6 protein-coding genes are annotated in these 14,579 nt (G+C 69.5%); 2 read left to right on the top strand and 4 right to left on the bottom strand.

Annotated elements, in window-relative coordinates; genetic code table 11:
* Window positions 1-23: 23 nt before the first annotated feature.
* Entirely contained in the window at window positions 24-3,047 is a 3,024-nt protein-coding gene (locus ACVXZ4_RS15825; protein WP_461795763.1) for an alpha-mannosidase, read from the top strand.
* 5 nt (window positions 3,048-3,052) lie between these two features.
* On the opposite strand, the gene ACVXZ4_RS15820 is transcribed toward ACVXZ4_RS15825, so the two are convergent.
* Genes ACVXZ4_RS15820 through ACVXZ4_RS15805 form a run of 4 tightly spaced genes read right to left on the bottom strand, consistent with a single transcriptional unit; the run spans window position 3,053 to window position 10,702 of the window.
* Complete coding sequence (locus ACVXZ4_RS15820; protein ID WP_461795762.1) at window positions 3,053-3,790, bottom strand: ABC transporter ATP-binding protein; 738 nt, start codon at window positions 3,788-3,790, stop codon at window positions 3,053-3,055.
* Window positions 3,787-4,695: an ABC transporter ATP-binding protein gene (locus tag ACVXZ4_RS15815; RefSeq protein ID WP_461795761.1), complete on the bottom strand. Its 909-nt coding sequence runs from the start codon at window positions 4,693-4,695 to the stop codon at window positions 3,787-3,789. Before ACVXZ4_RS15815 ends, ACVXZ4_RS15820 begins: the two co-directional genes overlap by 4 nt.
* Before the next feature lie 5 nt (window positions 4,696-4,700).
* On the bottom strand, window positions 4,701-7,478 hold the full coding sequence (locus ACVXZ4_RS15810; RefSeq protein WP_461795760.1) for an FtsX-like permease family protein: 2,778 nt from the start codon (window positions 7,476-7,478) through the stop codon (window positions 4,701-4,703).
* Window positions 7,475-10,702: a hypothetical protein gene (locus ACVXZ4_RS15805; RefSeq protein WP_461795759.1), complete on the bottom strand. Its 3,228-nt coding sequence runs from the start codon at window positions 10,700-10,702 to the stop codon at window positions 7,475-7,477. Before ACVXZ4_RS15805 ends, ACVXZ4_RS15810 begins: the two co-directional genes overlap by 4 nt.
* A gap of 208 nt (window positions 10,703-10,910) precedes the next feature.
* Between ACVXZ4_RS15805 and ACVXZ4_RS15800 the strand changes: the two genes are divergently transcribed.
* On the top strand, window positions 10,911-14,498 hold the full coding sequence (locus ACVXZ4_RS15800; RefSeq protein WP_461795758.1) for a S8 family serine peptidase: 3,588 nt from the start codon (window positions 10,911-10,913) through the stop codon (window positions 14,496-14,498).
* The last annotated feature ends 81 nt before the right edge of the window (window positions 14,499-14,579 follow it).

The raw sequence follows: 14,579 nt of genomic DNA, 5'->3' as shown, positions 1-14,579 counted from the left end.
TTCCGGCGATACGGGAGTTATCCATGCACGACAATTCCGCCCTCGTCCTCATGCGCATCGCCCGTTTCGTCGACGAGCGACTCACCCCGGCCCTCTATCGCCAGCGACAGGCAGTCGCGCTGGCCACCTGGGAGGTTCCGGATGAGCCGGTGCCATTCGCCGACGCGATCGGGCAGCACTACGAGCCCATCGCAACCGGTCGGCCCTGGGGCAAGCCGTGGGGAACCACCTGGTTTCATGTGACCGGCACGGTTCCGCCGGCCTGGCGGGCCGAGGGGGCCGAGGTCGAGTTGCTCGTGGACCTCGGATTCACTCTCGGACAGCCCGGTTTCCAGGCCGAGGGACTCGTCTACGAGCCATCCGGAGCCATCGTCAAGGCGATCGAGCCCCTGAACAACTACGTGCCGATCCCCGCGAGCGCGAGCGGTGAGATCGACCTCTACATTGAGGCGGCGTCGAACCCCGACATCGGGTCGGACTGGAGCTGGACGGCATCGCCGTTCGGCGACAAGGCCACCGCGGGCACCGACCCGATCTACACCCTCCGCAGCATCGAGATCGCGGTGCGGGATGTCACGGTGTGGGAGCTCGATCGGGACTTCTGGACCCTGCGCGGGCTGCTCGCCGAGCTCTCGCCCGACCTGCCCCGGGCCGGCGAGATCCTCCGCGCCCTCGAGCGGGCCGTCGACGCGATGGACCCGAACGACATCGCCGGCACCGCATCCGCCGGTCGAGCCGCGCTCGCCGGAGTGCTCGCCAAGCCCGCCTATGCGAGCGCCCATCGCCTGACGGCCGTCGGGCACGCGCACATCGACTCGGCGTGGCTCTGGCCGACCCGGGAGACCGTGCGCAAGTGCGCCCGCACCTTCTCCAACGTGCTGCAGCTCATGGATGTCGACCCCGACCTCGTCTTCGCCTGCTCCTCGGCGCAGCAGTTCGCCTGGATGAAGGAGTTCTACCCCGAACTCTTCGAGCGCATCCGCGCGCGCGTCGCCGAGGGCCGATTCGTGCCGGTGGGCGGCATGTGGGTGGAGTCCGACACCAACCTGCCGGGAGGGGAGGCTCTTGCCCGACAGTTCGTCGCGGGCAAGGGATTCTTCCTTCGCGAGTTCGGCGTCGAGCCGCTCGAGGTCTGGCTCCCCGACTCCTTCGGCTACTCGGCTGCCCTCCCCCAGATCGCGGTGGCGTCGGGGTCGAAGTACTTCCTCACCCAGAAGATCTCGTGGAACGAGACCAATGTGATGCCGCACCACAGCTTCGAATGGGAGGGCATCGACGGCACGAGGATCTTCACCCATTTCCCACCGGTCGACACCTACAACTCGGTGCTGTCCGGTGAGGAACTGGCGAAGGCGCAGCGCCAGTACTCCGAGAAGGGCGAGGCCAACTCCTCCCTCGTGCCGTTCGGCTTCGGTGACGGCGGCGGAGGCCCCACGAGGGAGATGCTCGCCGCGGCATCCCGCACCCGGTCGCTCGAGGGATCGCCGACGGTGCGGATCGCCTCGCCGAAGCAGTTCTTCGACGATGCTAGGGCAGAATATCCGCATCCGCCGGTCTGGACGGGTGAGCTCTACCTCGAGTTCCACCGCGGCACCTATACCTCGCAGGCGCGCACCAAGCAGGGCAACCGCCGCAGCGAGCACCTGCTGCGCGAGGCGGAGCTGTGGGCGGCGACCGCGCTGGTGCGGGCGGGCGTCGGATATCCGTACGACGAGCTGCAGAGCATCTGGCAGACGGTGCTGCTGCTGCAGTTCCACGACATCCTCCCCGGCTCGTCGATCGCCTGGGTGCACCTCCAGGCCGAGCAGAGCTACCGGGAGGTGGCGGCTCGGCTCGAGGCGATCATCGAGGAGAGCCAGGCAGCGCTCGCCGGCGTCGGCGACACCACTGTCGTCTTCAACGCTTCGCCCTTCGCCGTCGACGGGGTCGCGCCGCTCGCCGCGGGCATCCCGATTCGGCGCAGCGGCGTCTCACTCACCCCCGTCGATGATGGCCTCGTGCTCGAGAACGAACACGTGCGCGTGACGCTGGATGCCACCGGCCGCGTCTCCTCGCTGGTGGGCCTCGCTTCGGGGCGCGAGTTCGTCTCCCCGGGGGAATCCCTCGCCGAGCTCCAGGTCTTCCGGGACACCCCGAACCAGTGGGACGCGTGGGACATCGACGCGCACTACCGTCGGCATGGCGAGGTACTCACCGCGGTGACGACGCGCACCTTCACGGTGGACGACGGGGCAGCGATGGTGCGGATCGAACGCGGCTTCGGCTCCTCCACGGTGCTGCAGGACTTCCGGTTGGCGGCGGGTTCGACCACCCTGGAGATCACGACGACCCTCGACTGGCACGAGCGCCAGAAGCTCATCAAGCTCGCCTTCCCCGTCGATCTGCGGGCCGAGCGGGCGGCATCCGAGATCCAGTTCGGCCATGTCTACCGTGCGACCCACGAGAACACGAGCTGGGATGTCGCGCGCTTCGAGACCAGCGCGCACCGCTGGGTGCATGTCGGCGAACCCGGCATCGGAGTGGCCGTGGCCAACGACGCGAGTTACGGGCATGACATCACGCGGCAGTCGCGCGTCGGCGGGGGCACTACCACCCTCGTGCGCCAGTCGCTGCTGCGTGCACCGCTCTTCCCCGATCCCGAGGCCGACCAGGGTACGCACGTACTCCGCTCCTCCATCACCGTCGAGGCGGACATCGCGGATGCCGTTTGCGAGGGCTACCGCATCAACCTGCCGCAGCGCTCGAGAGCGGCCGCCGGCCCGGTCGAGCCTCTCATCGTGGTCGGCAACCCCGCCATCGTCGTGGAGGCGATCAAGCTCGCGGAAGATCGCTCGGGCGACGTGATCGTGCGGCTCTACGAGTCGACCGGGGTACGCTCCCGGGGCACGATTAGTTTCGACGACGCGTTGGACACCTCTGGCGTACGAGAGACCGACCTGCTCGAGCGGGATGCGCCCGCAAGCGCCGTCACGTCGCAGTCGGCGACGGGCGTGGCTCTCGAACTCCGACCCTTCCAGCTCGTCACCCTGCGGGTGTCGCGGGGGTAGGGCGGTCAGTGCCCCGTCTCGTCGTCGATCGGGGTGGGCGCGGCATGACGGCCGTGCGACCGGCGTTGCCCGGTGATCCGGCCGTCGTGCAGCTCGATCACGTTGTGCGCCTGCTTCACGATGAGCGGATCGTGGGTCGAGATGATGGCGGCGATCGAGCGTTGCGACACGAGAGCGTTGATGAGCGCCATCATCTCGGAGGCGGTCGAACTGTCGAGCTGGCCGGTCGGCTCATCGGCGATGAGCAGCTGCGGCTCGATCACGAGCGCCCGAGCGAGCCCGACACGCTGCTGCTGACCACCCGAGAGTTCGTAGGGCCGTTGGTTCGCGTGATCCCCGAGCCCGACGAGGTCGAGCATGGCGTGCACCCTCTCGTCGCGTTCAGTCGGATCGACCCCCGAGATCCGCAGCGGCACGCCGATGTTCTCGGCGGCCGAGAGCACCGGTACCAGTCCGAAGGTCTGGAAGACGTAGCCGACCCGGCCACGGCGCAATTCGGTCAGGGCGCCATCCGACAGCGTCGACAGCTCGGTGTCGCCCCACCACACCTCGCCAGAGGTCGCGGTGTCGAGGCCACCGAGGATGTTCAGCATCGTCGACTTGCCGCTTCCCGAGCGTCCTCGTACGACGACGAGCTCACCCGCGGCCAGTTCGAGGGATATGCCCTGGCAGGCATGCACTTCGGTGGCGCCGCGGCCGAAGGTGCGTGAGACCTCGACAGCCCGGAGGGCCGGCACCGTCATTGGTCGTCTCCGCTCGGCGTCGGGGTCGGGCGCTGCCCGGGGAACACTTCCACTCGGTCGGGCTCGAGGGTGAGCCGCACCCGCTCGCGCAGGTCGAGTGCCCGGGTGTAGGCATCCGGAAGCTGAAGCCGACCCACCCGGTCGATCACCGCGAACTCCTCCGAGATGTGGCGCTCTTCGCCGTGCTCATCGACTTCGCTTCGCCGCAATACCTCGGTTGAGGTTCGCCCGTCGCGGATCTGGATGGTGCGTCGGACGTGCCCCGAGACCGCCGGGTCGTGGGTCACGATGAGGATCGTGGTGCCGAGTCGCTCGTTCACCCCGCGCATCGCCTCGAGCACTTCCGAGGAGGTAGCCTCGTCGAGCTCGCCGGTCGGCTCGTCGGCGAGCAGGATCTCCGGTGAGTTCGCGAGGGCGACGGCGATGGCGGTGCGCTGCTGCTCGCCTCCCGACATCTCGCTCGGACGCCGATCCCGGCAATAGCCGACCTCGAGGAGGTCGAGCAGTTCCTCGACCCGGGCGGCCCGGTCGACCGTCGGATTGCCCGCGACGATCATGGCCATCGCGACATTCTCCCCGGCCGAGAGGTAGGGCAGGAGGTTGCGTGAAGTCTGCTGCCAGACGAATCCGACGCTGTGCCGCTGGTATTCGACCCGGTCGCGTCGCGACAGCGTGAGCAGGTCGAATCCGGCGCAGCGGGCGGTGCCGGCGGTGGGCGTGTCGAGCCCGGACAGGATGGTGAGCAGCGTCGACTTGCCCGATCCGGATGCCCCGACCAGCGCGACCATCTCTCCACGCTCGACGCGCAGGTTGAGGCCCTGCAATGCCTGCACCTCGACGCCCTTTGCGGCGAAGATCCTGACCAGGTCCGCGCACAGGATGTGCGGTTCGGCGACTGTTGTCATGGTAATCATCCTTCCCCCGACGTGCGGAGAGTTCGAGCGATATCGACGCGGCGCGCGGCGGTGATGGCGAGAAGTGCCGCGCCGGCGACGACGACGAAGAATCCGCCGACGAGCGTCGCGAGCACGAGCGGATCGAAACTCTCCCGCGGTTGAGTAGTGCCGCCGGTGAAGGATCGCACGTCCACTCCGGCGAGGACCACGAGTGGCAGCACGAGACCGAGGATTGCGCCGGCGATGATCGCGATGACCGCCGACGGACCGACCTCCCAGGCCACGATGCCCCGCGACTGCCGCCTGGACAGGCCGAGGGTGCGAAGCAAGGCAAGGAGGCGCTCCCGCGGGCGGGCCGAGACCAGGAGGGCGAGCACGACGGTTCCCGCGCAGAGCAGGCCGACCGCCACGATGAGCAGCACGAGCAGCAGCTGGAGCCCGGATGCCACGGGAGAGGTGCGGAACGCTGCGGCGGATTCGGCCGGCGTGGCGAACACGACGCCCTCGCCCACCACGGCTCGGATCGACTTCTCGACGGCGACGAGCCCGTGGCCGGAACGCGACGCCGGGGCCAGTCGCACGAGGGCGAGCTCCGGGCGGAATTCGGGGGTGTCGAAACGGGGCGCCACTGCGCGGTCGACCAGCAGCCAGGCATCCGCTCGGCTCAGGGCGGTGCCCGTGGCCGGATCGCCCAGGGCGTGGATCTGCTCACCGCCGACGGAGAACCGCGCGCCGGGGAGTGTCGCGGCGGTGTACGAGGGGAAGACGATGCCCGGCACGGCGCCGCGAGAGAGCCGGGACATGCCGGGGGGCACCACCGCGACGTTCTCGAGGTCGCCCTGCACGCGGGCGAGCCGGCGCGTGTCGGCCACGACCAGCGCAACCGAGAATCTCGAACCGTCGAGCACTGCGTCGAGGCGGGTCGAGGGCTCGTAGATGCCGGCGACCTCGGAGACCCCGTGAACCTGCGAGATCCGGTCGAGAGTCATGTCGGTGAAGGTGGCCCCGGTGACCCGAAGATCCGCGCCGACATTCGACTCGCCCGCCGCCGCGACGCCGTGCTGAACCGTGCCGACGAGCACGCCGGAGAAGACCGCGACCGATAGTCCGACCACCATCGCCAGCACGGGCGCGAGTCCGGCCGGGGGGTCGCGCACCGCCCGGAGCGACCCGAGATGCCCGACGAATCCGCGCCCCCGGGCGAGCCGCCTACCCAGCGCGAGAAGCGGGGCCGGAAAGAGGCGGAGCACGATGAGCGCCGTGGTGACGGCGAGCAACAGGGGCACCGAAGCCAGCAGCGGATCGACACCGATCGAGGTGCTGGTCGTGAGGCCGCGCTGAAGGAGCAGCACGACAGCGAGCACCGTGAGGGCGCCCACCAACAGTTCGAGCACCACCCGCACCCAGGGCCGAGACCGCGGATCGAGATCGGTTCTCCCGGCCCGCACCGCACGTCCTGTCGCGGCGATGGCGATGAGGAGACCGGGGAGCAGCGCGATCGCCAGAGGGATGACGACGAGAGCGGAGGGAAGTGGCCCGGGGTTCGCGACGACAGCAATCGCCGCGCCGACGGCCGCGGCCGGCACGGTGAGCAGCAGGGTCTCGACGACGAGCACCCCGGCAAGCTGCACCGCGGATGCGCCGCGGGCCCGTGCGAGAACGAGGGTCTCGCGCCGGCGTTGCACGATGAGGGACACCAAGAGCCAGAGCACCGCCGCAGCGACGCCGAGCGGTCCGATCGCCACCATCAGCAGCACGGCGGATGCCGCCCGCCCCCGGTCGAGCGCGGGGGCGAGGGCATCGTCGATCCCGGTGTCGAACCGTACCCTCGTGACGGTGCCGGCCGGGGTCTCAGTGCCGGCCGGGGGTTCGGCGGCGATCGACTGCGCGGTCGCGGCGAAGCGGCGCACCTGCGGAAGCATCCGGTCGGCCTGGTCGGTCGCAAGCGGAGCGGCGCTGAGCGGAATGCGGAAAGTGGTGGTGGTCGCGGAGAAAGAGTCCCGAAGGTTCGGCCAGGACGCCGGGTCGATCACTACGGTGCTCACCTGGATGAGTTCGATGTCGCTGCCGCGTTGCACGGTGATCTTCTCCGGTACGAGGGCCGATCGATCGAGAGCCCAGTACGGGTCCGCGGCCGAGCGGGGAGCGAAGATCCCCGACAGTGTGACCGGCTGGGTGCGCTCCGGCCCCACGACGATGGACCGGGTCTCGCCCACCCTCCAGCGCAACGCCGCAGCGTTTTCGGCGGTCATCATGACCTCGATCGCCGGTCCACCGGCGGCCACGGGCCCGAAGGCCGCGGGACGTGCCCCGTCGGTGATCCGCACGCGGGTATCGATCCCCGGAGCGACCGCCACCGTGAGCTGGAGCGCCGGATCAGAACGCCGGGCTGGCGTGGCGGCAGACACGGGCGCGGTGAGGGACAGGTATTGAGGCGTCGCCATCCGCGAGCGAAGCGGCTCGGGGCTGTCGGCGATTACCCTGGCGAGCCCGGCGTCGGTCGGAGCGAAGATCTCCTTCTCGGTCTGCCCGTCCTTCCCAGGCCCTGCCGCGGTCGCCACCGAACCGGGCACCGTCGCACCAAGGTCTCGCTGGGGCGCCGAGAGCTGCTTCAGTCGATAGCCGATCTCGTCGGAGTTCATCGACTGCACCACGAGAGGCAGGGCCGTCGTGAGGGCGGTGATCGCGAGCACCGTGGCGGCGAGCACGATGTGCGCGGTACCGTCCGAGCGGAATTGACGAGTCAGGATGCTGACAAGCCGGTAGCGCGGCGGTCTCGCCTCGCGCGTCATCGCTCGACTCCGCGGGCGGCCGCGACCGCCCGAACTCGCGCCGCGGCGACCGCTCCGATGAGCACGATGGCCACACCTTCGACGGCGAGCACAACGAGGGCGGGGTCGGGGGAGAACAGCAGCGGAGCGGGGAGGGCATCGGATGCCCCCACCACTGACCGCGCGAGGAGCGACGCCGTCGACCCGGCCGCGACGAGCCCGGCCAGCACTCCGAAGCCGGCAGCGAGAGCGGCGACACCGAGCAGCTCCCCGAGCCGCGCTTTCGCCTGAGCGCTTGCCGACTGCCCGACCGAGCTGAGGGCGGCGGATTCGCCGGCGCGCTGGCGGGTGAGGGTGATCACCACGGCCGACACCGCGATCAGGGCGAGCATCACCGTGCCGACGCTGCTGAGCTCCAGGCCGGTGAGGGCGACCTGAGACGCGGATGCCGCGGCCGGCGTCGTCGGCACGGTCACCGCGGACCCGGGGCCGGCCAGGCGCTGCACCGTGCGAAGAAGGGGCGCCGTCGCCGCATCCGTCTTCAGCCAGAGCTCGTTCGGCTCGAGAGGGATCGCGGTGCCGCGCAGAAAGTAGTCATTGAGGCTCGGCAGGTCGGCGAGCACGGCGTATTCCGCCGAGGTGCCCGGCACCACCGAGGTGATCGCGCCGACCTTCGCGGGCAGTCCGAAACTGGAATCACGCGGCGCGAAATCGAAGCTGTCTCCGACCCTGAGGTCGAGGTGCCGGGCGAGTGCGCGCGTCACCGCCACCGGCAGCGGCGGCGGGCTGGCGAAAAAGGATCCCTCCTCGTCTCCCGGCAGTGCAGGCATCAGGCGGAGGTCGACGTTGCCCAGCGGAAAGACGGAGACGCCGATCGGCGTCCGCGGAGCGGAATCGTCCGTCGGCAGGTTGGGGCTGATTCGGCGCTGGACCCCCCAACTGCGGGCGGGCTCCGCGGCGGCCGTCTCGCTGGCGGCCGTCGTGCCACTGGTAATCGAGCCGAGGGCGATCGTGTACTCCACGTCTCCGCGCGAGGTGATCGACAGGTCCACCGCAGCGATTCTCCACCTGCCCTCGGCGCGCGGAAGGGTGAGTCGCGTCGTGGCGGGCTGCCCGCCGTTGTCGAGGTCCACCGGGGTGATGACCTGGCGGGAGAGCGATCCGCCGCTGTCCTCGAGCCACAGGGCACCTCGCACGGTCCCGAGCGCACCGCTGCGCGGCGGGGCGATCGATCCGTCGAGGTTGCCGAAGATCACCGGCGCCGTGGAGGCGGTGAGGGTCACGCTCAGCGATTTGGCTCCCGCGGCAAGGGGTACGCCACCGGATCCACCCGCGGGGACAGCGCGAGCGAGCGCCCGGGTGTCGACGAGGCCGTCGACAGTCGTGAGCACCCCGGGGATCGCGGCGGACGGCAGGGCCACGAGCTGGGCGGTGCTGTCCCCGATGCCGATGGCCTGCGAGCTGACAGCGGTCGCGCCATCCACCCCGGGCACGCTGTCGAACAGGCTCGGTCTCGGCTGCGAGCCCGATGCGTCGTCGGTAGCGCCCCGCACTCGCAGGTCCGCACCGTTCGCGAGTTGGCTCGAGCGCGCCTCGAGTGATGCCATCGTGCCTGCGAGATATCCGCCGAACACTATCGCTCCGACCGATCCGGCGACCAGCAGTATCGAGACCGCGTAGGTGCCGAGCCGGCGGGCTACCTGCACGACGGACTGGTAGGGCTGGATGCCTCGCCGAGAACTCGCCAGGCGCTGGAGCAGGGTGAAGATCGGGGTGAAAGCGAGCAGGGCGAGGAGAGCGATGGCGACGATAGTGAGAGAGGGTGAGGTGACCGCGACCGGATCCACGTGCCGCTCGCCGGTGGCATCCGTCACGATCGGCGAGCTGTAGAGCTGGAACTGCCAGGCCGCGAAGCCCGCCGCGATCACGGAGAGGGCGGCCGCGGCGGCCGTCGCGGTGCCTCGGATCCGACCGGAGTCGTCGATGATGTCCCGTCGCGTCAGGCGTCGGGCGTCGATGAGGGCGGTGACGACGAGAGTCAGCGCCGAGGCGACGACGACAGTCGCGACGATCACCGGGTTCGGCGCGCGAAGCGCCTCACCCCCGAAGACCGGCACGAGTGCGACCACCCCGATGGTCGCACCGAGAGCGCCTCCGACCACGACCGAGCCGGCGGCATCCACGGCGGCAGCACCGACGATCCGTGCGAGCGATGAGCCGCGGGATCGGAGAAGCACGCTCTCCGGACGCCTGGTCGCCACGAGCAGCCGAGCGAGTTGGAGCAGGGTGGCGAAACCGACGAGCGAGACGAGGATCGACCCCACCGGGGTGACCCCTTCTATCGTGCCGAGCTCCCTTGCGATGCGCGCGGCCGTCGACGAGAGCTCACCCGATACTTCGACGGCGCCGCCACTCACCGCCGGATCGCCGTTCAGTCGGTCGAGCGCCTTCGCCGAGAGGGTCGAGAGGCGAGGGAGGTCGGCGGTCGTGATCTCGTCGATACGCGGGGTCACCGTCCAGCGCACCGTCGGCGCGGCGCTACCTTCGGGAAAGGCGCCTTCGGGGATCACTATCGGGCCGAACGTGGTCCCGCTGTTCGCGGCGTCCGTCGCACGGCCCGTCGTCGAGAGATCGGCGAACCACCGCGGAGACCCGCTGTCCGAGACCCGCCACGTCGCGACGAGACGCACGGTCACTACATCCGGAGCCTCACCGACCACCAGCTCGTCGCCGAGGCGCAAACCGAGCGATCGCGCGGCATCCGCCTGAATCGACGCGTCGACGGCAGAACCGGGAGCGGTCGAGGTCGGGATGGATGCCGCGGGCCACCGCCCCAACACCAGCTGCGCGTCACGCTGCAGTGCCGTGTCTGCGGCAAGCTCGACCAGCACGGTCGACGACGATCCGTCGGAGATCGGAGCGCCATCGAGGGTGGCCGGCAGCGACGGTGACTCCGCGGTGCGCGTTATCCGGGCGGGGATGCCTCCGAGCGCGCGGCGCAGCACGACATCGGCCCGATCGGCCTGGCGTGACGTGTCATCGGCGGCGGCGGACTCGAACCGCAGGGCTGCGTCCCGAGGGGCCACGGTGACGAGATCCGATCGGAGGACCCGCGCGCTCGCGAGGTCGAGATAGTTCGCCCCGCCGACGAGGAAGCCCGTGATCACCGCAACGACGATGGCGATCGACGACAGCAGCGCGGCCTGTGACAGCGATCGCTTCGCCGCCAATACCCAAGCCCGCATCGGTCCTCCCCGCACGACTGTACCAAGGCGCTCGAGACACGGACGAAGTGTCCCCCGAACGCTCTCGCCAGGGACGGTCGGGGGACATTCCTGTAACGGAACGGTAACGACCGACCCCCGAGAAGGGGGTAGAACCTTAGGTTGAGACCCACACGCGCAGTTCCCGACTGCCCGGCAGAGATCCACCTTCCACGAAAAGGACCTATCTGTGAGCATTCGGAAAGCACTGTCAGGCCTCGCCATCGTCGGCCTGGTCGCCACCTCTCTCATCGCCGGCACCGCGCTCAGCGCGAGCGCCGCGCCCACCGGTATCGGCGGACAGCACCAGACCACCTTCACGCCGGGGCGCTACATCGTGACTCTTGCCGACCCGTCTGTCGCGACCTATCGTGGTGGCGTCAAGGGCTATGTTGCGACGAAACCCGATGCGGGCAAGCAGCTCAATGCGCGTGCCAAGGCCGTGCAGACCTACTCCGACTACCTCGAGACGCAGCAGAAGGATGTCGCGGGCGCGGCCGCCGTGAAGATCGACCAGTCCTACACCCTGGCTCTCAACGCCTTCTCCGCCACGCTCTCGGTGAAGCAGCTCGCCGCGCTCTCCTCCGACAAGAAGGTCGCCTCCCTCGCCCCCGACGAGATCAAGCACGTCACCGCGACCCCGTCGACCTCCTTCCTCGGGCTCGACGGCACTGGTGGTGTCTGGGACAAGATCGGCGGCCTCGACAAGGCGGGCAAGGGCATCGTTCTTGGCGACCTCGACACGGGCATCGCGCCGGAGAACCCCTCCTTCGCGGGTTCACCGCTCGGCACGACAGCGGGCGCCGATCCGTACCTCAACGGCACGACGACGACCTTCGCGAAGGCCGACGGCAACACCTTCACCGGTGCCTGCCAGACCGGTGAGCAGTTCACGGCCGCCGACTGCTCCACCAAGATCATCAGCGCCCGGTACTACCTCGCGGGCTTCGGTGCGGGCAAGATCGGCAACGCCTCGACTGGCGAATATGTGTCACCCCGAGACGGGGACGGCCACGGATCGCACACGGCGAGCACCGCGGCGGGTAACGCCCGGGTTCCGGCCTCGGTCAGCGGCACGAGCTACGGCACCATCACCGGCGTCGCCCCCGCGGCCAAGATCGCGGTCTACAAAGTCTGCTGGTCCGGACCCGACCCGACGGTGACGACCGACGACGGCTGTGCCACTTCGGACCTCCTCGCCGGCATCGATCAGGCCGTCGCGGACGGCGTCGACGTGATCAACTACTCGATCGGCGGCGGAGCGGCGCAGACCACGGTGTCACCCACCGACCAGGCCTTCCTCGGAGCGGCGGCCGCCGGGATCTTCGTCTCCGCCTCGGCCGGCAACTCCGGCCCCGGTGCGTCCACTCTCGACAACGCCTCCCCGTGGATCACCACGGTGGCGGCGAGCACGATTCCGAGCTACGAAGCCACCGTCACCCTCGGCGACGGCAGCAAGTTCGGCGGGGCATCCGTCTCCGTCGACCGTACTCCCGGGGCGACCCCGCTCACCGGACCGCTGGTGACCGCGACGAGTGTCGCGCTCGCCGGAGGCACCAGCCCGAATCTCTGCTTCGCGAATTCGCTCGACCCGGCGAAGGCCGCCGGAAAGATCGTGGTGTGCGAGCGCGGAATCAACCCCCGGGTGGACAAGTCCGCCGAGGTGAAGCGCGCCGGCGGCATCGGAATGGTCCTGGTGAACGTGGTGCCGGGATCCCTCGACCTCGACCCGCACAGCGTGCCGACGGTGCATCTCGATGCGCAGTACCACAACCAGGTGCTGGCCTACGCGGCGACCGCCGGGGCGACCGCGACCTTCACCCCGGACAACACCGCGGGTGACACTCCACCGACGCCGATCGTCGCGGGCTTCTCGTCGCGCGGCCCGGTGCTTGCCGACGGCAGCGACATCCTCAAACCCGATATCTCCGCTCCGGGCGTCGCGATCATCGCGGACGGCGCGAACGCGGCGGGGGAGGATCCGACCTTCCAGTTCCTCTCCGGCACCTCGATGGCCGCGCCGCACATCTCCGGTCTCGGTCTGCTCTACCTCGGGGTGCATCCCACCGCCTCGCCGGCGGAGATCAAGTCGGCGATGATGACGACGGCCTACAACACGAAGGACGGAACGGGTGCGCCGGTCACCGATCCGTTCACCCAGGGTGCGGGTCACGTCGATCCGACCCGGTACTTCGCTCCGGGGCTGCTCTACCTCAACGGTCTCGACGACTGGTACGGCTACATCCAGGGCGTCGGCTACGACGTCGGGGTGGCACCGATCGACCCGAGCGACCTCAACCTCGCCTCCATCGCGATCGGGTCGCTCACCGGCTCCCAGACTGTGACCCGCACGGTGACCTCGACACAGGCGGGCACCTTCACCGCCGCGGCGAGTGTCGCCGGTATCAACACTGTCGTCTCCCCGTCCACCCTCACTTTTGCGGCGGCGGGGGAGTCCAAGAGCTACACGGTGACGTTCACGCGCACCACGGCTCCGCTCGACGCCTTCGCGACGGGTTCGCTCACCTGGACGAGTGGTTCGACCACCGTGCGCAGCCCGATCGCGGTGCAGCCCGTTACGATCGTGGCTCCCGCCTCGGCGAGCGGCACCGGCACCTACGGATCCGTCGACATCACCGTGACGCCAGGTGGGGATGGCGACATTCCGCTCTCGACGACCGGTCTCACCGCAGGCACGCTGCAGCCCGATCCCACGGCGGGTGCAGCGCCGGGCCACTCCGGTTCGAGCGCCGACGGCGACACCTTCGACTACACCGTCGCGGTGCCCGCGGGCGCCCAGTACGCCCGCTTCGATCTCGACACGACGGACAACACCGCCGACCTCGACCTCGTCGTCTACCAGCTGGATGCCGCGGGCACTCCGATCGCGGCATTCCAGTCGGCGACCGGATCGGCCGACGAGCGGGTGAACCTGCTCGCACCGGACCCCGGGAACTATCTTGTCGAGGTGAGTGTCTACGCGGCACCGGCACCAACCACGTTCGACCTCCGCACCTACTCCGTGGTGAACGGGGGAGCTCCGCTCTCGCTCACTCCGCCGGTGTTGCCGGGCAAGCAGGGGGTGCCGGCCACCTACACGGCGGCGTGGGCCGGCCTCGCGGCCTACTCGAACTACCTCGGACTGGTCAACTACGGTGACACCGGTGCCTACACCGTCGTCAATGTGGTGACACAGGCCGATGTGAAGCCCGGAACTCCGCTCAACACTGTGGCGCCGACCATCACCGGCACCCCGGAGGTCGGTGAACGCCTCACCGCGACACCCGGAACCTGGGATGTCGCGGGGCTGCACTTCGCCTATCGGTGGCAGGCCAACGGGGTCGACATCCCCGGGGCAACCCGGGCGAACTACCGGGTGGCAACCTCTGACCAGGGCAAGGCCCTCACCGTGATCGTCACCGCGACGAAGGGCAAACTCCCGCCGGGCACGGCGACCTCGGCCGCCGTCACGGTCAAGTTCGCGTCGGCGACGAGCCTGTCGCTCAGCCGCTCGGTGCTCTTCTCCTGGCAGCAGACAACTGCGACGGTGAAGCTCACCTCCGGCGCTGCCACTCTGCCGGCGGGCAAGGTTGTGATCACCCTCAACGGGCGATCTCTCACCGAACTGCCGGTGGCTGCCGGGTCCTCCGGAGTGGTCACCTATCCTCTGCCGAAGAAGAGCAGCGGGATCTACTCTGTGCGCGCGACGTTCGTGCCCGCCGGTGACACGGTGGCCGGATCCACGAGTCCCGTCAAGCGGTTCGTGGTGATCTTCTAGCCTGTCGGGGCCCCGGCCGGTGGTTTCACCGGCCGGGGCCTCTGCCGGTGATCGTCGCCGCGACACGGGCGTTCAACATCA

It is taken from the genome of Lacisediminihabitans sp. FW035 (assembly GCF_054880895.1).
This window is presented reverse-complemented; position numbering and strand designations above follow the sequence as displayed.